Annotated in this window: 16 protein-coding genes; all 16 read left to right on the top strand. The window is 70.6% G+C overall.

What is annotated here, in order from left to right:
- Nucleotides 1-204 precede the first annotated feature (204 nt).
- Entirely contained in the window at nt 205-762 is a 558-nt protein-coding gene (gene rplJ / locus EKG83_RS44210; protein ID WP_033428555.1) for a 50S ribosomal protein L10, read from the top strand.
- Nucleotides 763-825: 63 nt separating this feature from the next.
- The gene (gene rplL / locus EKG83_RS44205; RefSeq protein WP_033428556.1) at nt 826-1212 is read left to right on the top strand and encodes a 50S ribosomal protein L7/L12; all 387 of its coding nucleotides are present in this window, start codon (nt 826-828) and stop codon (nt 1210-1212) included.
- Nucleotides 1213-1424: 212 nt separating this feature from the next.
- Complete coding sequence (locus EKG83_RS44200) at nt 1425-2498, top strand: ABC transporter ATP-binding protein (RefSeq protein ID WP_033428557.1); 1074 nt, start codon at nt 1425-1427, stop codon at nt 2496-2498.
- 50 nt (nt 2499-2548) lie between these two features.
- The gene (locus tag EKG83_RS44195; RefSeq protein ID WP_228122992.1) at nt 2549-3280 is read left to right on the top strand and encodes an MlaE family ABC transporter permease; all 732 of its coding nucleotides are present in this window, start codon (nt 2549-2551) and stop codon (nt 3278-3280) included.
- A 1-nt stretch (nt 3281) separates the two neighbouring features.
- The gene (locus tag EKG83_RS44190; RefSeq protein WP_033428559.1) at nt 3282-4121 is read left to right on the top strand and encodes an MlaE family ABC transporter permease; all 840 of its coding nucleotides are present in this window, start codon (nt 3282-3284) and stop codon (nt 4119-4121) included.
- Nucleotides 4118-5467, top strand: coding sequence for an MCE family protein (locus EKG83_RS44185; protein WP_033428560.1), 1350 nt, complete (start codon nt 4118-4120; stop codon nt 5465-5467). Before EKG83_RS44190 ends, EKG83_RS44185 begins: the two co-directional genes overlap by 4 nt.
- Nucleotides 5464-6492 (top strand): MCE family protein, encoded by a 1029-nt coding sequence (locus EKG83_RS44180; protein WP_033428561.1) that lies wholly within the window; start codon nt 5464-5466, stop codon nt 6490-6492. The genes EKG83_RS44185 and EKG83_RS44180 overlap by 4 nt, the downstream gene beginning before the upstream one ends.
- On the top strand, nt 6489-7517 hold the full coding sequence (locus EKG83_RS44175) for an MCE family protein (protein ID WP_033428562.1): 1029 nt from the start codon (nt 6489-6491) through the stop codon (nt 7515-7517). Before EKG83_RS44180 ends, EKG83_RS44175 begins: the two co-directional genes overlap by 4 nt.
- Nucleotide 7518: 1 nt before the next feature.
- Nucleotides 7519-8688 carry an MCE family protein gene (locus EKG83_RS44170; protein ID WP_051764668.1) on the top strand — a complete coding sequence of 390 codons (1170 nt, stop codon included), beginning with the start codon at nt 7519-7521 and terminating at the stop codon, nt 8686-8688.
- Nucleotides 8685-9836 carry an MCE family protein gene (locus EKG83_RS44165; RefSeq protein ID WP_033428563.1) on the top strand — a complete coding sequence of 384 codons (1152 nt, stop codon included), beginning with the start codon at nt 8685-8687 and terminating at the stop codon, nt 9834-9836. The genes EKG83_RS44170 and EKG83_RS44165 overlap by 4 nt, the downstream gene beginning before the upstream one ends.
- Entirely contained in the window at nt 9833-11062 is a 1230-nt protein-coding gene (locus EKG83_RS44160; RefSeq protein WP_033428564.1) for an MCE family protein, read from the top strand. Before EKG83_RS44165 ends, EKG83_RS44160 begins: the two co-directional genes overlap by 4 nt.
- An 11-nt stretch (nt 11063-11073) precedes the next feature.
- A complete protein-coding gene (locus tag EKG83_RS44155; protein WP_033428565.1) occupies nt 11074-11586 on the top strand; it encodes a nuclear transport factor 2 family protein in 513 nt (170 codons plus the stop codon).
- Nucleotides 11587-11602: 16 nt separating this feature from the next.
- Complete coding sequence (locus EKG83_RS44150; RefSeq protein WP_153278804.1) at nt 11603-12529, top strand: hypothetical protein; 927 nt, start codon at nt 11603-11605, stop codon at nt 12527-12529.
- Between the two features lie 663 nt (nt 12530-13192).
- On the top strand, nt 13193-16675 hold the full coding sequence (rpoB, locus tag EKG83_RS44145; protein ID WP_033428566.1) for a DNA-directed RNA polymerase subunit beta: 3483 nt from the start codon (nt 13193-13195) through the stop codon (nt 16673-16675).
- A gap of 99 nt (nt 16676-16774) precedes the next feature.
- Nucleotides 16775-20671, top strand: a complete 3897-nt coding sequence (locus EKG83_RS44140; RefSeq protein ID WP_033428567.1) for a DNA-directed RNA polymerase subunit beta' — start codon at nt 16775-16777, stop codon at nt 20669-20671.
- 257 nt (nt 20672-20928) lie between these two features.
- Nucleotides 20929-21699 carry a L,D-transpeptidase gene (locus EKG83_RS44135; RefSeq protein ID WP_228122429.1) on the top strand — a complete coding sequence of 257 codons (771 nt, stop codon included), beginning with the start codon at nt 20929-20931 and terminating at the stop codon, nt 21697-21699.
- Nucleotides 21700-21710: the final 11 nt, after the last annotated feature.

The raw sequence follows: 21710 nt of genomic DNA, 5'->3' as shown, positions 1-21710 counted from the left end.
GGGTGGCGGTTCACCGAAGACCGCTGGTCATCCGGGTTCGCCCGGATCGAAGGTCCCGCACGGCGGGCGACCCGCGCAGGAGGACGAGGAAGTCTCAGGCCCTCGCGGCCCGTCACGCCCCGTGCTGCTGCGCAGGGGCGTTTTTTCGTGCTCAAAGACCCTCTCCAAGGCCGGCGCTCACCCCAGCCCAGAGAGGAGGCGATCATGGCGAAGCCCAGCAAGGTTTCGGCCGTCGCCGAGCTCACGGACAAGTTCCGCGGGAGCTCGGCCGCCGTCGTCACCGAGTACCGCGGCCTCTCCATGGCGCAGCTCACCACGCTGCGTCGCGCTCTCGGCGCGGGCACCACGTACACCGTTGCGAAGAACACGCTGGTCAAGCGTGCCGCTGAGGACGCGGGCGTCGAGGGCCTGGAGGCCCTGCTCGTCGGTCCGACCGCCATCGCCTTCGTCGAGGGCGAGCCGGTCGACGCGGCCAAGGCGCTGCGTGACTTCGCGAAGGACAACAAGGCCCTGGTCATCAAGGGCGGCTACATGGACGGCCGCCCCCTCTCGGTCGAAGAGGTCGCCGCGATCGCGGACCTCGAGACCCGCGAGGTGCTGCTCGCCAAGCTGGCGGGCGCGATGAAGGGCAACCTGGCCAAGGCTGCGGGTCTGTTCAACGCCCCGGCTTCCCAGGTCGCCCGCCTGGCCGCTGCCCTGCAGGAGAAGCGGTCCTCGGAGGCGCCCGCCGCCGACGAGGCCGAGGCTCCGGCCGAAAGCTGACCCACCCCAGACACTCCGCGTCCCGGCCGCAGTTCGGGCGTTGACAGAGAAAGGACCGCCATCATGGCGAAGCTCAGCACCGACGAGCTGCTCGACGCGTTCAAGGAGATGACCCTCCTGGAGCTGTCGGCCTTCGTGAAGCAGTTCGAGGAGACCTTCGAGGTCACCGCCGCCGCGCCGGTCGCCGTCGCCGCCGCCGGCCCGGCCGCCGCCGCTGCTCCCGCCGAGGAGGAGAAGGACGAGTTCACCGTCGTCCTCGAGGGCGCCGGCGACAAGAAGATCCAGGTCATCAAGGTCGTCCGCGAGGTCGTCTCGGGCCTGGGCCTGAAGGAGGCCAAGGAGCTGGTCGAGTCCGCTCCGAAGCCGCTGCTGGAGAACGTGGCGAAGGACGTCGCCGACGCCGCCAAGGAGAAGCTCGAGGCCGCCGGCGCCAAGATCTCGCTCAAGTGATCTAGCGCTCCACGCCTGAACAGGGCGGGCACCCCGCGGAGGGTGCCCGCCCTGTTCGCTTCCTCACACCGCGTTCCCCACGCCCTACTGTTACCCATCCGAGACTCGCGCTAACCCAACTGGTGAGTAACCACGACGGGTCCGCCTCGTTGCACCGGTATGACGCCGGCCTGCCCGGCGTCGGGCATTGCCGCCGCTGACCGGGAGGTGCGATGGGCGTCGAGGTGGTCGTCGAGGGCCTGACCAAGTCCTTCGGCAGGCAGACCATCTGGCGGGACGTCACGCTCACGCTCCCGCCGGGCGAGGTCAGCGTCATGCTGGGGCCCTCCGGCACCGGCAAGTCCGTCTTCCTGAAGTCGCTGGTCGGCCTGCTCAAGCCCGAGCGCGGCAAGATCGTCATCAACGGCACCGACCTGGTGCGCTGCTCGGAGCACAAGCTGTACGAGACCCGGAAGCTGTTCGGCGTCCTGTTCCAGGACGGCGCGCTGTTCGGCTCGATGAACCTCTTCGACAACGTCGCGTTCCCGCTGCGCGAGCACACCCGCAAGACCGAGGCCGAGGTCCGGCGGATCGTGCTGGAGAAGATGGAGATGGTCGGCCTCGTCGGCGCGGAGAAAAAGCTCCCCGGCGAGATCTCCGGTGGCATGCGCAAGCGCGCCGGCCTGGCCCGCGCCCTCGTGCTCGACCCCGAGATCATCCTGTGCGACGAGCCGGACTCCGGCCTTGACCCGGTCCGCACCGCCTACCTGAGCCAGTTGCTGATCGACCTGAACGCGCAGATCGACGCGACCATCCTGATCGTCACGCACAACATCACGCTGGCCCGCACGGTCCCGGACAACCTGGGCATGCTCTTCCGCCGCGAACTGGTCATGTTCGGCCCCCGCGAGGTGCTCCTGACCAGCGACGAACCGGTGGTCGAGCAGTTCCTCAACGGCCGCCGCATCGGGCCGATCGGCATGTCGGAGGAGAAGGACCAGGCGACGATGGCCGCGGAGCTGGCGCACCGGGCCGCGGGTCACTCGGACGGCTCGCCCGACGAGGACGTGCGCGGCGTGGTGCCCCAGCTGGAGCCCACGCCCGGCCTGCCGCCGCGCGGTGCGGTGCGCCGCCGCAAGGACCGGGTGATGAGCATCCTGCACACGCTGCCGCCCGACGCCCAGAAGGGCATCGTCGCGAGCCTCACGCCCGAGGAGCGCCGCCACTACGGCGTCATGGCCGGCTCCGCCGCACCCACCGCGCCCCTCACGCCCAGCCCCTGGCCGCGGCAGGGGGGCGTGCTGTGAGCGCCCCGGCCACGTTCCCCGGCGCGGGCGCGCTGCGCGAGACCGGCCGGATGTTCTCGCTGGGCATCGACGTGGTCCGCAACACCTTCCGCCGCCCGTTCCAGCTGCGCGAGTTCATCCAGCAGTGCTGGTTCGTGGTGAGCGTGACGGTGCTGCCCACGGCCCTGGTGTCCATCCCGTTCGGCGCGGTCATCGCGCTGCAGCTCGGCTCGCTGACCCGCCAGCTCGGCGCCCAGTCGTTCACCGGCGCGGCGAGCGTGCTGGCGATCATCCAGCAGGCCAGCCCGATCGTGACCGCGCTGCTGATCGCGGGCGCGGGCGGCTCGGCCATCTGCGCCGACCTGGGCTCGCGCACCATCCGCGAGGAGATCGACGCGATGGAGGTGCTGGGCGTCTCGCCGATCCACCGCCTGGTCGTGCCGCGCGTGCTGGCCGCGATGCTGGTCAGCGTGCTGCTCAACGGCATGGTCAGCGTGGTCGGCGTGATGGGCGGCTACTTCTTCAACGTCGTGCTCCAGGACGGCACGCCCGGCGCCTACCTGGCCAGCTTCAGCGCGCTGGCCCAGCTGCCGGACCTGTGGATCTCCGAGATCAAGGCGCTGATCTTCGGGTTCATCGCCGGGATCGTGGCCGCCTACCGGGGCCTCAACCCGGCGGGCGGCCCCAAGGGCGTCGGCGACGCGGTCAACCAGGCCGTGGTCATCACGTTCCTGCTGCTGTTCTTCGTGAACTTCGTGCTCACCACGATCTACCTCCAGGTCGTCCCGGCGAAGGGGAGCTGAGGTGGCCACGCTCAACGACCGGTTCCGCAAGGCGGCCGGCGCACCGCTGTCGGTGCTCGACACCCTCGGCGACCAGCTCTGGTTCTACCTGCGCGCGCTGGCGTGGACGCCGCGCACGCTGACCCGCTACCTGCGGGAGACGCTGCGCCTGCTCGCCGAGGTGAGCTTCGGCTCGGGCGCGCTGGCGGTCATCGGCGGCACGATCGGCGTCATGGTCGGCCTGTCGGTGTTCACCGGCACCGTGGTCGGCCTCCAGGGCTTCACCGCGCTGAACCAGATCGGCACGTCGGCGTTCGCGGGCTTCGTGTCCGCCTACTTCAACACCCGCGAGATCGCGCCGCTGGTGGCCGGGCTCGCGCTGTCCGCGACCGTGGGCTCGGGCTTCACCGCCCAGCTGGGCGCGATGCGGATCTCCGAGGAGATCGACGCGCTGGAGGTCATGGGCATCCCCAGCCTGCCGTTCCTGGTCACCACCCGGATCATCGCGGGTTTCGTCGCGATCATCCCGCTGTACGTGATCGGCCTGCTCACCTCCTACCTGGCCGCGCGGTTCATCACGGTCGAGTTCTACGGCCAGTCGGCGGGCACGTACGACCACTACTTCAACCTGTTCCTACCCCCGGTGGACGTGCTCTGGTCGTTCGGCAAGGTGCTCGTCTTCTCGGTCGTGATCATCCTGACCCACTGCTACTACGGCTACCGCGCCAGCGGCGGCCCGGCGGGCGTGGGCGTCGCGGTCGGTCGCGCGGTGCGCACCGCCATCGTCACGACCAGCCTGCTGGACTTCTTCCTGAGCATGGCGATCTGGGGCACCACCACGACGGTGAGGATCGCCGGATGATCAGGAGGCGCTTCCTGGGCGTCGTGTTCCTCGCCGTGATCGCCCTGTTCCTCGCGCTCACGGTCGCGCTCTACGACGACGCGTTCACCAAGGTCGTCCGGGTGACGCTGAAGGCCGACCGGATCGGCAACCAGCTGCTGGTCGACTCCGACGTGAAGGTCCGCGGCATGGTCGTGGGCAAGGTCGACGCCATCCGCACCGCGGGCGACGGCGCCGAGCTGGACCTGGCGCTCGACCCCGACCAGGTCGGGCACATCCCGGCCGGCGTGTCCGCGCGCCTGCTGCCCAAGACCCTGTTCGGCGAGCGGTACGTGCACCTCGTGCTGCCCGGGGCCCGCGCGGGTGGCGGGCACCTGGACGAGGGCGACGTGATCGAGCAGGACCGCTCCGGCGGCGCGGTCGAGCTGGAGCGCGTGCTCGACGACCTGATGCCGGTGCTCCAGGCGGTGCAGCCGGAGAAGCTGGCCACCACGCTCACCGCGGTGTCGCAGGCCCTGGAGAACCGGGGGAGGCCGCTGGGGGAGACGCTGGTCCAGCTCGACTCCTACCTGGGCGAGTTCAACCCGCAGCTGCCCGCGCTCAAGGAGGGCATCAGCCGGCTGGCCGACGTCACCGACGTCTACGCCGACGCCGCGCCGGACCTGGTCCAGGCCCTGACCGACGCCACGACCACCAGCCGCACCCTGGTCGAGCAGCGGGACGCGCTGGTGAACCTGTACGGCTCGCTGACCACCACGTCCACCGACCTGGGCAGCTTCCTCGCGGTGAACAAGAACAACCTGATCCAGCTGGCCGACGTGTCGCAGCCGACGCTGGAGGTGCTGGCGAAGTACGCGCCCGAGTACCCGTGCCTGCTCAAGGGCCTGTCGGAGTTCAAGCCGATCATGGACCAGGTGTTCGGCAAGGGCACCGACGAGCCGGGCCTGCACATCACCCTGGAGGTCACCGCCAACCGCGGCAAGTACGAGCCGGGGAAGGACGAGCCGGAGTACGCCGACAAGCGCGGCCCCCGCTGCTACGACATCGTGCCGCGGCCCGACCCGTTCCCCCAGTACCCGCCGGAGGGCCCGGTGCGGGACGGCTCGACCCCGCCGCCGCCCGGCCGGGTGGCCGCCGACGGCGTCCTGCCGCCCGCGACCGGGGTGAACTCGCTGGGCACGACCCCTTCGGGCACGACCTCGCCGTCCTCGTTCACCGGCGTGCCGACGCTGGCGAACTCGCCCGCCGAGCAGGACTTCCTGGCGGGCCTGCTGGCGCCCCAGTTCGGCCTGGAGCGGGACCAGATGCCGAGCTTCACCGCGCTGCTGCTCGGCCCGCTGTACCGGGGCGCGGAGGTGACCGCGTGAGGACCCTCGTCGCGCCCCTGGTCAAGCTGGCGGTCTTCGCCACGGTCACCGTGCTGGCCACCGCCCTGCTCGCGGTGACCATCGCCAACGTCAGCTTCGGCGGCGCCACCGACTACACCGCCCGGTTCACCGACGTGACCGCACTCAACGAGGGCGACGACGTGCGCATCGCGGGCGTCCGGGTCGGCCAGGTCGAGCAGGTCCGGGTGGTGGACCGGCGGCTGGCCGAGGTCCGGTTCTCCCTGGAGGGCGACCGCACCCTGCCCGCCTCGGTGACCGCGACGATCAAGTACCGCAACCTGGTCGGCCAGCGGTACATCGCGCTGGAGCCCGGCGCGGGCGACCCGTCGCCGCTGTCGCCCGACGAGGTGATCCCGCTGGAGCGGACCCGGCCGGCGCTGGACCTGACCGTGCTGTTCAACGGCTTCAAGCCGCTGTTCCAGGCGCTGAACCCGGACGACGTGAACAAGCTGTCCGAGGAGATCATCAAGGTCCTCCAGGGCGAGGGCGGCACGGTCGACGCGCTGCTGCGCCACACCGCGTCGCTGACCACCACGCTGGCGAGCCGCGACCAGGTCATCGGCGAGGTCGTCACCAACCTCAACGCCGTGCTGGACACCGTGAACGAGCGCACCGACCAGGTGTCCGCGCTGGTCACCACCGTGCAGGAGCTGACCTCGGGCCTCGCCGCCGACCGGCAGCCGATCGGCGAGGCGATCAGCGCCCTGGGCGAGCTGGGCACCACCACCGCCGGCCTGCTGGCGGAGTCCCGGCAGCCGCTCAAGGACGACATCGCCAACCTCGGCCTGGTGTCACGGAACCTCGCGGACAACGAGGAGGTGGTCGAGGGCGTGATCCGGAACCTGCCCGGCAAGCTGGAGTCGCTGGCCAGGACCGCCTCCTACGGCTCCTGGTTCAACTTCTTCCTGTGCGAGGGCACCGGGCAGGTGGCCGTGCCACCGGTGGTCAACGACCCGATCCCGATCAACGTCCTGCCGGTCACGCAGCCGAGGTGCCGCCCGTGAAGCCCGAACGCAACCCCGTCACGGTCGGCGTGGTCTCCCTGACCGTGATCGCGCTGCTGCTGCTCGCCGCGTTCAACTCCGACGACCTGCCGATCATCGGCGGCGGCACCACGTACTCGGCCGAGTTCACCGAGGCCGCGGGCCTGGTCGAGTCGAACGAGGTGCGCGTGGCGGGCGTGAAGGTCGGCGAGGTCACCGCGGTCGAGCTCGACGGCGACAAGGTCCGGGTCTCGTTCCGGGTCAAGGACGCCTGGGTGGGCGACCGCACCACCGCCACCATCCGGATCAAGACGCTGCTCGGCCAGAAGTTCCTGGCCCTGGACCCGCAGGGCGGCCAGGCGCTGGACCCCGGCACGCCCATCCCGCGCGAGCGCACGCTGTCCCCGTACGACGTGCAGGAGGCGTTCAACGGGCTGGCGTCCACGGTCGGGCAGATCGACACTCGGCAGCTCGCGGACAGCTTCCAGGTGCTCTCGGAGACCTTCCAGGGCTCGGCGGAGAGCGTCCGCGGCGCCCTGGACGGCCTGTCGGCGCTGTCGAAGACGATCTCCTCCCGCGACGAGGAGCTGGCCGAGCTGCTGGCCAACACCCGGCAGATCACCAAGACCCTCGCCGACCGCAACGAGCAGTTCGAGCGGCTGCTCGCGGACGGCAACTCGCTGCTGGAGGAGCTGCGCAAGCGCCGGGACGCGATCGTGGCGCTGCTGGGCGGCACCCGCGCGCTGTCCCGGGAGCTGTCCGGGCTGGTCACCGACAACCAGGAGCAGCTGCGGCCCGCCCTGGAGCAGCTCGACCGGGTGACCGAGGTGCTCCAGCGCAACCAGGACACCCTGGAGCGCAGCCTGGCCCTGATGGCGCCGTTCTACCGGGTGTTCGCCAACACCCTGGGCAACGGCCGCTGGTTCGACGTCTACATCTGCGGCCTGCTGCCGCCCTCGGTGAACCTGGGCGTGGTCGGCTTCAACGAAGAGGGCTGCCTCCCGCCGGGCGTGCAGCGCTCGCCCGCGACCGGGGGTGGGAACTGACGTGGCGACCACGAAGGCAGGACGCGACCTGTCCCGCGCGGTGGCGGTGGCGTGCGTGCTCGCGCTCGTCGCGGCCGCCGCGCTGTGGTGGGTGTTCGCGGGCGGCGACAGCAGGCGGGTGACCGCGATCTTCGGCGCGGCCGTCGGCGTCTACCCCGGCTCGGACGTGCGCGTGCTCGGCGTGCGGATCGGCTCGATCGACGAGGTGGAGCCCCGGGGCACGACCGTCCGGGTCACCATGTCGCTGGACCGGTCGGTGGAGGTGCCCGCGGACGCGCAGGCGGTCGTGGTCGCGCCCAGCGTGGTCAGCGACCGCTACGTGCAGCTCGCCCCCGCCTACACCGGCGGGCCGACCCTGGCCGACGGCGTGACCATCCCGCGCGAGCGCACCGCCACCCCGGTCGAGCTGGACGAGCTGTACGCGAGCCTGGACGAGCTGACCACCGCGCTCGGCCCGAACGGCGCCAACCGCGACGGCGCGCTGTCCGAGCTGCTCGACAGCGCCGCGGCCGGCCTGGCGGGCAACGGCCAGGCCCTCGGCGACACCATCGAGCGGCTCGGCGACGCCACCCGCACCCTGTCCGGCTCCAAGGACGACCTGTTCACCACCGTGGACCAGCTCCAGTCGTTCACCGGCATGCTCGCCGCCAACGACAGCCAGGTGCGCGACGTCAACCGGCAGCTGGCCGAGGTCGCCGGGTTCCTCGCCGACGAGCGGGAGAACCTGGGCGCCGCGCTGGCCGAGCTGGCCACGGCCCTGGGGCAGGTGCAGGGCTTCATCCGGGACAACCGGGCGGTGCTCAAGTCGAACGTCGACAAGCTGACCGGCATCACCCAGGTCCTGGTCGACCAGCGGGCCGCGCTGGCCGAGACGCTGGACGTGGCGCCGCTGGCCCTGGGCAACCTCCAGAACTCCTACAACGCGGCCTCCGGCACCCTCGACACCCGCGCCAACCTCAACGAGCTCAGCCAGCCGCCGATCGTGCTGGTCTGCAAGCTCGTGCAGGGCATCGAGCCCGGCCGCGTGCCGGGCGTGCTGTCGCAAGCCTGCCAACAGCTGGAACCGATCCTGTCCGGGCAGGTGGCGCTCAACACGCCCGCCCAGGTGGTCGCCGACCTGACCCAGGGCAAGGTGCCGCTGCCGCTGCCGCTGGGAGGGGTGCCCCGATGAGGCGACTCGCGGTCCTGGTGACCTCCGCGCTGCTGCTCACCGGCTGCGGCTCGGGCGGCTTCGACGGCGTCTACAACATGCCCCTGCCCGGCGGCGCCGACCTCGGCGACCGGCCGTACGCGGTGAAGGTGCGGTTCAAGGACGTGCTGGACCTCGTGCCGCAGGCCGGCGTGAAGGTCGCCGACGTGCCGGTCGGCCGGGTCGACCGCATCGACCTCGCCGCCGACGGCTGGACCGCCGAGGTGACCGTGCTGGTCAACGGCGACGTGCGGCTGCCGGGCAACGCGGTCGCCCGGCTGCGCCAGTCCGCGCTGCTCGGTGAGAAGTACGTGGAGCTGGACCGCCCGGCCGAGGGCGCCGAGGAGGGGCGGCTCGGCGACGGCTCGGTCATCCCGGTGGAGCGGACCAACCGCAACCCCGAGGTCGAGGAGGTCTTCGGCGCGCTGTCCATGCTGCTCAACGGCGGTGGCGTGGCCCAGCTCCAGGACATCTCGCGCGAGCTGAACGCCGCCATGGAGGGCAACGAGCCGCAGCTGCGGTCGCTGCTGGACCGGCTGAACACGCTGGTCGGGGAGCTGGACGCGCACAAGGGCGAGATCACCCGCGCGCTCGACGGCCTCAACCGGCTCGGCGGGGCGCTCAACGCCCAGCGCGACCGGATCGCCGGCGTGCTCGACGGCCTGGAGCCCGGTCTGCGGGTGATCAGCGAGCAGCGCACCCAGCTGGTGACCCTGCTCCAGTCGCTCGACGCGCTGGCCGACGTGGCCGTGGACACGGTGAACAGGTCCAAGGACGACATCGTGGCCGACCTGAAGGCGCTGACGCCGACGTTGCAGAAGCTCGCCGAGGCGGGCGCCAACCTGCCCCACGGGCTGGAGCTGCTGGCGACCTACCCGTTCCCGGACTCGGCGGTGGCGGGCGTGAAGGGCGACTACACCAACCTGTACGCCGACATCGACCTGAACCTGGGCACGATCGTGGACAACCTGGGCCGGTCGCGGCAGTCGGTGGTGCCGGAGCTGCCGGGCATCACCGGCACCGCGCCGTCCCTGCCGCTACCGCTGCCCAACCTGCCGCTGCCGTCGGTGCCCGTCCAGTCCGGGCTCGGCGACCTGCTCGGCGCGCTGCTCGGAGGTGTCGGCCGGTGATCCCCCGCAGGACCAGGCTCCAGATCGGCGCGTTCGTGGTCATCGCGCTGGTCGGCGTCAGCTACGTCGGTGCCCGCTACGCGGGCCTGGGCCGGCTGTTCGGCGCCACCGGGTACGTGGTGACCGTGCAGCTGGCCGACTCCGGCGGCGTGTTCACCAACGCCGAGGTCACCTACCGCGGCGTCGGCGTCGGCCGGGTCGGGCAGATGCGGCTGACCGCCGACGGGCTCGACGTCGACCTGGGCATCGACCCCGGCGCGCCGCCCATCCCGGACGACCTGGAGGCCGTGGTCGCCAACCGGTCCGCGGTGGGCGAGCAGTACGTGGACCTGCGGCCGCGCCGCGAGGACGGGCCCTACCTCGGCGACGGCTCGGTCATCCCCAGGTCGGCCACGAGCACGCCGCCGCCCGTGGACACCCTGCTGACCAACCTCGACGCGTTCGCCAGGTCGGTGCCGACCGACTCGCTGCGGACCGTGGTCGACGAGCTGGACCGGGCGTTCGACGGCACCGGCGGCGACCTCCAGGTGCTGCTGGACAACACCCGGGCGTTCACCCAGGCCGCCACCGACCACCTGCCGCAGACCAAGGCGCTGCTGACCGACGGCCTGGTGGTGCTGGGCACCCAGGCCGAGCAGGGCGGCGCCATCCGGTCGTTCTCGGCGGACCTGCGGGCGCTGGCCGGGCAGCTCAAGGACTCCGACGGCGACCTCAGGCGGCTGATCGGCGTGTCGCCGCAGGCCGCCGAGCAGGTGTCGGCGCTGCTGCGGGAGAGCGGGCCGAACCTCGGCGTCGTGCTCGCCAACCTGCTGACCACCGGCAACATCCTGGTGACCAGGCTCGACGGGCTGGAGCAGATCGCGGTGACCTACCCGATCGTGGTCGGCGGCGGCTTCTCGGTCGCGAAGGGCGACGGGACGGGCGCGCACTTCGGCCTCGCGCTGAACGTGTTCGACCCGCCGTCGTGCACGGTCGGTTACGAGGGCACCACGATCCGGCAGGGCACCGACACCAGCGGGGCACCGCTGAACACGCAGGCGTACTGCGCGCTGGCCAGGGGCAGCGCCACCAGCGTGCGGGGTGCGCAGAACGCGCCTTACGGTGGCACCCCGAGCACGCCGACCGGTACCGAGACCACCCAGCCGGGCCTGGAGCCGACGGCGGGTCAGGCGGCCGGCGCGCCGCTGCTGACCAGCCTCGGGCAGCTGCTCGGCCTGCCGGGCTGAGGAGGGACGTGATGGGACTTCGGCGTTGGTTCCCGCCGGTCGCGGCGGTGCTCGCGGTGCTGGCCGCCGGTTACGCGGTGTGGGCCGGGGTGTCGTGGTGGAGCGCGTCGTCCAGCGAGTCGGTGGCCTTCTCCCGGGAGCGGGACGAGGTGCTGCGGGTCGGGCAGGTCGGCATCGTCAACTTCACCACGCTGGACTACGCGAAGGTCGACGAGGGCCTGGACCGGTGGCTGGACTCGTCGACCGGTGACCTGCGGTCGGAGGTCGAGAACGGGCGGGAGAACCGGAAGAAGCAGATCCAGGACGCCAGGACGTCGACCACGAGCCGGGTGCTCGACGCCGCCGTGACCGAGCTGGACGCGCGGGCCGGGAAGGCGCACCTGATCGCCGTGGTGGAGAGCACCGTGACGCCGGAGGGCGGGCAGCCGGTCAAGAAGGTCAACCGCTACCAGACCGACCTGACCCGCACCGACGCCGGGTGGAAGCTCAGCGCGCTGGGCCCGGTCCTGGCCGGCGGCGCGTGAACGCGAGGAGATGACCGTGCCCCCGTCCCGCCGCCGCCCCGTCCCGACCCCGCCCGGGGTCCGCCCCAAGGTCGCCGGCCTGCGCAAACGCCCCGCCAAGCCCACCGACCCGGAGGTCGACGCCCCCGAGACCGGGGCCGCCGGGGTCACCGAGCCCGCCGAGGTCACCGAGGTCGTCGAATCCCCCGAGGTCACCGAGGCCGCCTCGCCCCGGTCGCCAGGGGAGCTGGGCCTGATCGAGCCCGCCGAGGACCGCCCCGAGGACGAGTCCGGCACGCCCACCCCCGCACCCCGGGGCAGGCGCAAGCGCACCGGCGAGGCGGTGCCCGCGAGCGTGCTCGACGACCCGGCGGCCAACGCGGCCGACGCGACCGACGTCCGGCACGGCGAGCGCGGGACCGCGAAGCGCGGCCGGGACGGCCTGGTCCTGCCCGTCGCCCTGGTCGTGCTGGCCGCGCTGCTGGTCGGCCTCGGCGCGTGGTTCCAGCAGCAGGCGGGGAACGTGCGCTACAACCGGGCCCTGGTCGACAGCGCCGGCACCACCGAGGTGGCCGGCCAGACCCGCGAGGCCGTGGAGAAGGCGTTCTCGTACAACTTCGCCGACGTCGCCGCCACCGAGAAGGCCGCCAACGAGCTGCTGATCGGCAAGGCCCAGTGCCAGTACAACGCGATCTTCGGCCCGGTCCGCACCCTGGCGCCCGAGCAGAAGCTGGTGGTCACGGTGAAGGCCGTCTCCAGCGGCGTGACCTCGCTCGACGGCGACCGCGCCACGGTCCTGCTCTTCCTCGACCAGGTCACCACCCGCACCACCGACAACCAGAGCGGCGGCGGCATCGCGATGATGCGGGCGAGCGCCCAGCGCGTCGACGGCCGGTGGAAGGTCGACAACATGGAGATGTTCGGCCAGACCGGCGACCAGGCCGCCGAGGTGGCCAAGTGCTGACCCGCCCACCAGCCTGACCGCACCGCACCGGCCTGACCGCACCGGCCTGACCGACCGCACCGCACCGGCCCACCCGCACCAGCCTGACCGACCGCACCCGCCCGCCGGTCCTCCGCCCGGCCCTTCGCCGCCCCCTCCTTACCCCGCCACCCCCGGCCCGAACCCCCGGAGTCGCGCGTGTCCCCCGCTCGGGCACCGCGTGTCCTCCGGTCCGGCACCGCGTGTCGTCCACTCAGGACCCCGACACCCCCGGCCAAGCCCTTTTAGCGTGATGTGCGTCACACTTTCGGCTCAGTGACCGAACGGAATCGCCACGGACTCCCGAGGGGGCGACCGTGCCCGCCAAAGGTTCACCGATGCTCACGTCCATGTATTTCCGCACGTCAAGACCGTAACGCCGCGTTATCGCCGTTTGCGCCACTGGAGTGATCGCCGCGTGGCATCTTGACTGCGGGCGTCGGCGGGGTCACTCTGTCGGTGAGCACGAGAAAGGTCCTTCCAGGTGCCTCTCGACAGTTGCCGCGCGCGTGGCTAGACTGCTCCTTTGCGCTGCCCTCTTTCCGTTTGCCCTTCGCCGAGAGCTGGATTGCCGGGCATCGCCGCACCCTTGACAGCCGTGCTAGTCCGCTGCTAGCCAGCTACCTGTCCCTGGAAGGACGCATCTTGGCGATCTCTCGCGCGACCAAGGCCACTGCTGCGACCAACTCCACGTCGGGGATCCCCGGAGCGCCGAAGCGAGTCTCCTTCGCGAAGATCCACGAACCGCTTCAGACGCCCAACCTGCTCGACCTGCAGATCCAGTCCTTCGAATGGCTCACCGGCGACGAGGCGTGGTTCCAGCGCCGCGTCGACGAGGGTGACGAGGCCCCGACCGGCGGCCTCGAGGAGGTCCTGAACGAGATCTCCCCGATCGAGGACTTCTCCGGCTCGATGTCGCTCTCCTTCTCCGACCCGCGCTTCGACGAGGTCAAGGCCTCGACCGAGGAGTGCAAGGACAAGGACATGACGTACGCGGCCCCGCTGTTCGTCACGGCGGAGTTCACCAACCACACCACCGGCGAGATCAAGAGCCAGACGGTGTTCATGGGTGACTTCCCGATGATGACGGACAAGGGCACGTTCATCATCAACGGCACCGAGCGGGTCGTGGTGTCCCAGCTCGTCCGGTCGCCGGGTGTCTACTTCGACACGGCGATCGACAAGACGACCGACAAGGACGTCTTCAGCGTCAAGATCATCCCGTCCCGCGGCGCGTGGCTGGAGTTCGACGTCGACAAGCGCGACACCGTCGGTGTCCGCATCGACCGCAAGCGCCGCCAGCCGGTGACCGTGCTGCTGAAGGCGCTGGGGTGGAGCACCGAGCAGATCCGCGAGCGCTTCGCGTTCTCCGAGACGCTGCTGACCACCCTGGAGAAGGACCACACGGCGGGCACCGACGAGGCGCTGCTGGACATCTACCGCAAGCTGCGCCCGGGCGAGCCGCCGACGAAGGAGTCCGCGCAGGCCCTGCTGGAGAACCTGTTCTTCAAGGACAAGCGCTACGACCTCGCCAAGGTCGGCCGGTACAAGGTCAACAAGAAGCTGGGCCTGGACATCCCGATCACCACGGGTGTGCTGACCGAGGACGACATCGTCACCACGATCGAGTACCTGGTCCGCCTGCACGCCGGTGAGACGACGATGCAGCCGGGCGAGACCGAGGTGCCCGTCGAGGTCGACGACATCGACCACTTCGGCAACCGCCGCCTGCGCACCGTCGGCGAGCTGATCCAGAACCAGATCCGGGTCGGCCTGTCCCGCATGGAGCGCGTCGTGCGCGAGCGCATGACGACCCAGGACGTCGAGGCGATCACGCCGCAGACCCTGATCAACATCCGCCCCGTGGTGGCGGCGATCAAGGAGTTCTTCGGCACCTCCCAGCTCTCGCAGTTCATGGACCAGACGAACCCGCTGGCCGGCCTGACCCACAAGCGCCGCCTGTCGGCGCTGGGCCCCGGCGGCCTGTCCCGCGAGCGGGCCGGCATGGAGGTCCGCGACGTCCACCCGTCGCACTACGGCCGCATGTGCCCGATCGAGACGCCGGAAGGCCCGAACATCGGCCTGATCGGCTCGCTGTCCTCCTACGGGCGGGTCAACCCGTTCGGCTTCATCGAGACGCCGTACCGCAAGGTCGTCGACGGCCGGGTCACCGACCAGGTCGACTACCTGACCGCGGACGAGGAGGACCGGTACGTCAAGGCGCAGGCGAACGCCCGCATCGACGACGAGGGCAACTTCCTGGAGGACCGCGTCCTGGTCCGCAAGAAGGGCGGCGAGGTCGAGATGATCGACCCGCGCGACGTCGACTACATGGACGTCTCGCCGCGGCAGATGGTCTCCGCCGCGACCGCCATGATCCCCTTCCTGGAGCACGACGACGCCAACCGCGCGCTGATGGGCGCGAACATGCAGCGCCAGGCGGTGCCGCTGCTGCGCAGCGAGTCGCCGCTGGTCGGCACGGGCATGGAGCTGCGCGCCGCGGTCGACGCCGGTGACGTCGTGGTGGCCAAGAAGACCGGTGTGGTCGAGGAGATCTCCGCCGACTACGTCACGGTCATGGCCGACGACGGCTCGCGGCAGACCTACGGCCTGCACAAGTTCCGCCGCTCGAACCAGGGCACCTGCATCAACCAGAAGCCCATCGTCAACGAGGGCGACCGGGTGCAGGAGGGCCAGGTCCTGGCCGACGGACCGTGCACCGAGAACGGCGAGATGGCGCTGGGCAAGAACCTGCTCGTCGCGATCATGCCGTGGGAGGGCCACAACTACGAGGACGCGATCATCCTGTCGCAGCGCCTCGTGCAGGACGACGTCCTGACCTCGATCCACATCGAGGAGCACGAGATCGACGCGCGGGACACCAAGCTGGGCGCCGAGGAGATCACCCGGGACATCCCGAACGTCTCCGAGGAGGTCCTGGCCGACCTCGACGAGCGCGGCATCATCCGCATCGGCGCCGAGGTCCAGCCCGGCGACATCCTGGTCGGCAAGGTCACCCCGAAGGGCGAGACCGAGCTGACCCCGGAGGAGCGCCTGCTCCGCGCGATCTTCGGCGAGAAGGCCCGCGAGGTGCGCGACACCTCGCTGAAGGTGCCGCACGGCGAGTACGGCAAGGTCATCGGCATCCGCGTGTTCAGCCGCGAGGACGACGACGAGCTGCCCCCCGGCGTGAACGAGCTGGTCCGCGTCTACGTGGCCCAGAAGCGCAAGATCCAGGACGGCGACAAGCTCGCCGGCCGCCACGGCAACAAGGGCGTCATCGGCAAGATCCTCCCGGTCGAGGACATGCCGTTCCTGGAGGACGGCACGCCGGTCGACATCGTGCTGAACACGCACGGCGTCCCCCGTCGTATGAACATCGGCCAGGTCCTGGAGACCCACCTCGGGTGGATCGCCAAGCAGGGCTGGAAGATCGACGGCCTGCCGGAGTGGGCGCAGAACCTGCCCGAGGAGCTGTACGACGTCGAGCCGAACACGAAGACCGCGACCCCGGTCTTCGACGGCGCGCGCGAGGACGAGATCACGGGCCTGCTCGGCTCGACGATCCCGAACCGCGACGGCGAGCGGATGGTCAAGGAGAACGGCAAGGCGCAGCTCTTCGACGGGCGCAGCGGCGAGCCGTACCCCTTCCCGGTGTCGGTCGGCTACATGTACATCCTGAAGCTGCTGCACCTGGTCGACGACAAGATCCACGCCCGCTCGACCGGCCCGTACTCGATGATCACGCAGCAGCCGCTGGGTGGTAAGGCGCAGTTCGGCGGCCAGCGCTTCGGCGAGATGGAGTGCTGGGCGATGCAGGCGTACGGCGCCGCCTACACCCTGCAGGAGCTGCTGACCATCAAGTCCGACGACGTGCTCGGCCGCGTGAAGGTCTACGAGGCCATCGTCAAGGGCGAGAACATCCCGGAGCCGGGTATCCCGGAGTCCTTCAAGGTGCTGCTCAAGGAGCTGCAGTCGCTGTGCCTCAACGTCGAGGTGCTGTCCTCGGACGGCGCCGCGATCGAGATGCGCGACGGCGACGACGAAGACCTGGAGCGCGCGGCCGCGAACCTCGGCATCAACCTGTCGAGGTCCGAGTCGCCGTCCGTGGACGACGTCGTCAACTAGTCCTCGCCGGTCACCGGGGGGCACCTCCCGCGCCCCCCGGTGACCCCGCCACCAGCACCCAAGCAGCAGCACCGAAACAAAAAGGGGAAGAGAGTAGACGTGCTCGACGTCAACTTCTTCGATGAGCTCCGCATCGGTCTCGCGACCGCGGACGACATCCGCCAGTGGTCCTACGGCGAGGTCAAGAAGCCCGAGACCATCAACTACCGCACGCTCAAGCCGGAGAAGGACGGCTTGTTCTGCGAGAAGATCTTCGGTCCCACCCGGGACTGGGAGTGCTACTGCGGCAAGTACAAGCGCGTCCGCTTCAAGGGCATCATCTGCGAGCGCTGCGGCGTCGAGGTGACCCGCGCCAAGGTGCGCCGCGAGCGGATGGGCCACATCGAACTGGCCGCCCCCGTCACGCACATCTGGTACTTCAAGGGCGTCCCGAGCCGGCTGGGCTACCTGCTCGACCTGGCCCCCAAGGACCTCGAGAAGATCATCTACTTCGCCGCCTACGTCATCGTGGGCGTGAACACCGAGCTGCGCCACAACGACCTGCCGACCCTCGAGAACGAGATGCAGGTCGAGCGCAAGCGCGTGGAGAACCGGCGCGACGCCGACGTCGAGGCGCGCGCGCAGAAGCTGGAAGCCGACCTGGCCGAGCTGGAGGCCGAGGGCGCCAAGTCCGACGTCCGCCGCAAGGTCAAGGAGGGCGGCGAGCGCGAGATGCGCCAGCTCCGCGACCGCGCCCAGCGCGAGCTGGACCGGCTCGACGAGATCTGGTCCACCTTCACCAAGCTGGAGAAGGCCCAGCTCATCGCGGACGAGCTGCTCTACCGCGAGCTGTACGACCGCTACGGCGACTACTTCACCGGTGCCATGGGCGCCGAGGCCATCCAGAAGCTGCTGGGTGACTACGACGTGGACGCCGAGGCCGAGGTGCTGCGCGAGACCATCCGCACCGGCAAGGGCCAGAAGAAGCTGCGCGCCCTCAAGCGGCTGAAGGTCGTGGCCGCCTTCCAGGCGACCCGCAACAACCCGCAGGGCATGGTGCTGGACTGCGTCCCGGTCATCCCGCCGGACCTGCGCCCGATGGTGCAGCTCGACGGTGGCCGCTTCGCGACCTCCGACCTGAACGACCTGTACCGCCGCGTCATCAACCGCAACAACCGCCTCAAGAGGCTGATCGACCTCGGCGCGCCCGAGATCATCGTCAACAACGAGAAGCGGATGCTGCAGGAGGCCGTCGACGCGCTGTTCGACAACGGCCGCCGCGGCCGGCCGGTGACGGGCCCGGGCAACCGGCCGCTGAAGTCGCTGTCCGACCTGCTCAAGGGCAAGCAGGGCCGGTTCCGCCAGAACCTGCTCGGCAAGCGCGTCGACTACTCCGGCCGCTCGGTCATCGTGGTCGGCCCGCAGCTGAAGCTGCACCAGTGCGGCCTGCCCAAGCAGATGGCGCTGGAGCTGTTCAAGCCGTTCGTGATGAAGCGGCTGGTCGACCTCAACCACGCGCAGAACATCAAGTCGGCCAAGCGCATGGTCGAGCGCGCCCGCCCGGCCGTGTGGGACGTGCTGGAAGAGGTCATCACCGAGCACCCGGTGCTGCTCAACCGCGCGCCCACGCTGCACCGCCTCGGCATCCAGGCGTTCGAGCCGCAGCTGGTCGAGGGCAAGGCCATCCAGCTGCACCCGCTGGTCTGCGAGGCGTTCAACGCGGACTTCGACGGTGACCAGATGGCGGTCCACCTGCCGCTGTCCGCCGAGGCGCAGGCCGAGGCGCGCGTGCTGATGCTGTCGTCGAACAACATCCTCTCGCCCGCGTCGGGCAAGCCGCTGGCCATGCCGCGACTGGACATGGTGACCGGCCTGTACCACCTGACCCGGCACAAGGAGAACGACCTCGGCGAGGGCCACGCGTTCTCGTCGCCGGCCGAGGCGCAGATGGCCTTCGACCGCAAGGCCCTGGGCCTGCAGGCGATGTGCAAGATCCGCATCACGGACAAGAACCCGCCGAAGGGCCAGGAGCCGGAGGGCTGGGAGCCCGGTCAGCCGTGGCTGGCCGAGACCACCCTGGGCCGGGTGCTGTTCAACGAGATCCTGCCCGCGGACTACCCGTTCATCAACGAGGTCATGCCGAAGAAGCGGCAGGCCACGATCATCAACGACCTCGCCGAGCGGTACCCGATGGTCACCGTCGCCCGGACGCTGGACAAGCTGAAGGACGCCGGCTTCTACTGGGCCACCCGGTCGGGCGTGACCGTCGCGATCTCCGACGTGCTCGTGCCGGAGGCCAAGCAGGGCATCCTCGACGAGTACGAGAAGCTGGCGGACGCGGTCGAGAAGCGCTACCAGCGCGGTCAGCTCTCCTACGCGGAGCGCAACAACGAGCTGGTCAAGGTGTGGACCAAGGCCACCGAAGAGGTCGCCGAGGTCATGGAGGCCAACTTCCCCGAGGACAACTCGATCCGCATGATCGTGAAGTCCGGGGCGGCGGGCAACATGACCCAGGTGCGGTCGCTGGCCGGCATGCGCGGCCTGGTGACCAACCCGAAGGGCGAGTACATCCCGCGGCCGATCAAGAACTCGTTCCGCGAGGGCCTGTCGGTGCTGGAGTACTTCATCGCCACGCACGGTGCCCGCAAGGGCCTGGCCGACACCGCGCTGCGCACCGCCGACTCGGGTTACCTGACCCGTCGTCTGGTGGACGTCTCGCAGGACGTGATCATCCGCGAGATCGACTGCGGCACCACCCGCGGCGTGAACATGACCGTGGGCGAGCGCCTGGGCGACAAGGTGGTCCTGCACGAGTTCGCGCAGACCTCGGTCTACGCGCGGACCATCGCCGAGGACATCACCGACGCCAACGGCAACGTGGTGCTCAACCGCGGCGACGACCTGGGCGACCCGGCCCTGGCGACGCTCGTCGAGGCGGGCGTGGTCCGGGTGAAGGTGCGCTCGGTGCTGACCTGCGAGTCGGCGGTCGGCGTGTGCGCGTCCTGCTACGGCCGCTCGATGGCGACCGGCAAGCTGGTCGACGTCGGCGAGGCCGTGGGCATCGTGGCCGCCCAGTCGATCGGTGAGCCCGGCACGCAGCTGACCATGCGCACCTTCCACCAGGGCGGTGTGGCCGGTGACGACATCACCACCGGTCTGCCCCGTGTCCAGGAGCTGTTCGAGGCCCGCGTGCCCAAGGGCAAGGCGCCCATCGCGGACGTCGACGGCCGGGTGCGCATCGAGGACGGCGACCGGTTCTGGAAGATCACCCTCATCCCGGACGACGGGTCCGAGGAGATCGTCTTCGACAAGCTGTCGAAGCGCCAGCGCCTGGCCAACACCCCGACCGGCCCGCTGCAGGACGGCGACCACGTGCACGTCGGCCAGCAGCTGCTGGAGGGCACGCCCGACCCGCACGAGGTGCTGCGCGTCATGGGTCCGCGCGAGGCCCAGCTGCACCTGGTGCAGGAGGTCCAGAAGGTCTACCGGGCCCAGGGCGTGGCGATCCACGACAAGCACATCGAGGTCATCGTCCGGCAGATGCTGCGCCGGGTGACGATCATCGACTCGGGTGCGACCGAGTTCCTGCCGGGCTCGCTGGTCGAGCGCGCGGAGTTCGAGTCGGGCAACCGGGCCGTGGTGGCCGAGGGCGGCGAGCCCGCGGCCGGCCGCCCGGTGCTGATGGGCATCACGAAGGCGTCGCTCGCGACCGACTCGTGGCTGTCCGCGGCCTCCTTCCAGGAGACGACGCGCGTGCTGACCGACGCCGCCATCAACGGCCGGTCGGACAAGCTGATCGGCCTGAAGGAGAACGTGATCATCGGCAAGCTGATCCCGGCCGGCACCGGCATCAACCGGTACCGGAACATCCAGGTGCAGCCGACCGAGGAGGCGCGTGCGGCGGCGTACGCGATCCCGAGCTACGACGACGGCTACTACACGCCGGACGTCTTCGGCACGGGCACCGGTGCCGCGGTCCCGCTGGACGACTACGACTTCGGCCGCGACTACCGCTGAAGCCAGTAGCTGGGAAGGCCCCCGGAGCTCCTCGCTCCGGGGGCCTTCTCGCTTGTCCGGTCACGCTCCGCTGCCAGGAGTAACGCGCGCTGCGGTATCCAGGTGAAGAACCGCTACTCCTCTTGCCGACGCTACCGGGGGGTAGATAGGTTTCCGCTGGTCGCGGCGCCGAGAACCGGCGAACCCGCGCACCGCTGTCCGGAGGGCACCGCCGCGCCTTCGCCCGCTTCTCCCGGCAGAAGGATCGAACAACCCCCATGTCCCGTGCCTTCGTGGTCGCCCTGTGCGCGGCGATCACCGCAACCCTCGCCGCGTGCGGCGGCACCACCGTCGAACCCCGGGCCAGACCCGTCGCCGTGGACGGGCAGTCGTTCGCGGCGCTGCCCGAGGCGACCACCTTCGCGAAGATCGACTCCCTGCCGCAGGACCACGAGACCGCGCCGACCGCGGGGCAGGTGCTGCGGCCCGAGGACGACGTCGTGGTCTACGAGGCGCCCGGCGGCCGGGCCGTCGCCAGGCTCCCCGCCACCCAGCTCGGCTCGCCCACGTGGGTCCCGGAGATCACCCGCGAGGACGGGTGGTCGCAGGTGCTGCTGCCGTCCCGCCCCAACCGCTCCACGGGCTGGGTGCACACCGGCGGTGACGACTTCGAGCGCGCCGAGAACGACTACCTGGTCACCGTCGACCTGGCCGCGTTCCGGATGGAGGTGGTGGAGCGGGGGCGGTCGATCGGGCAGTGGACGGTCGGCACCGGCTCCGCCGAGCACCCCACGCCGACCGGGCGCACCTACATCATGGCCTCCATCAAGGAGACCGTGACCACGTTCAGCCCCTACGTGCTGCCCCTGGGCGCCCACTCCGACACGCACGAGACGTTCGGCGGCGGCCCCGGCACCGTGGCGCTGCACGGCTGGCCGGACGACACGCCGTTCGGCACCGCCACCAGCGACGGGTGCGTCCGGGTGCCGGACGACGCGCTGGACCTCCTCCTCACCCTGCCGCTCGGCACCGTGGTGATCGTCAAGTGACGCCCCAGAGA

The sequence above is a fragment of the Saccharothrix syringae genome, assembly GCF_009498035.1.
Classification (GTDB): domain Bacteria; phylum Actinomycetota; class Actinomycetes; order Mycobacteriales; family Pseudonocardiaceae; genus Actinosynnema; species Actinosynnema syringae.
The sequence above is the reverse complement of the archived record's forward strand: the minus strand, read 5'-3'. Positions and strand labels throughout refer to the sequence as shown.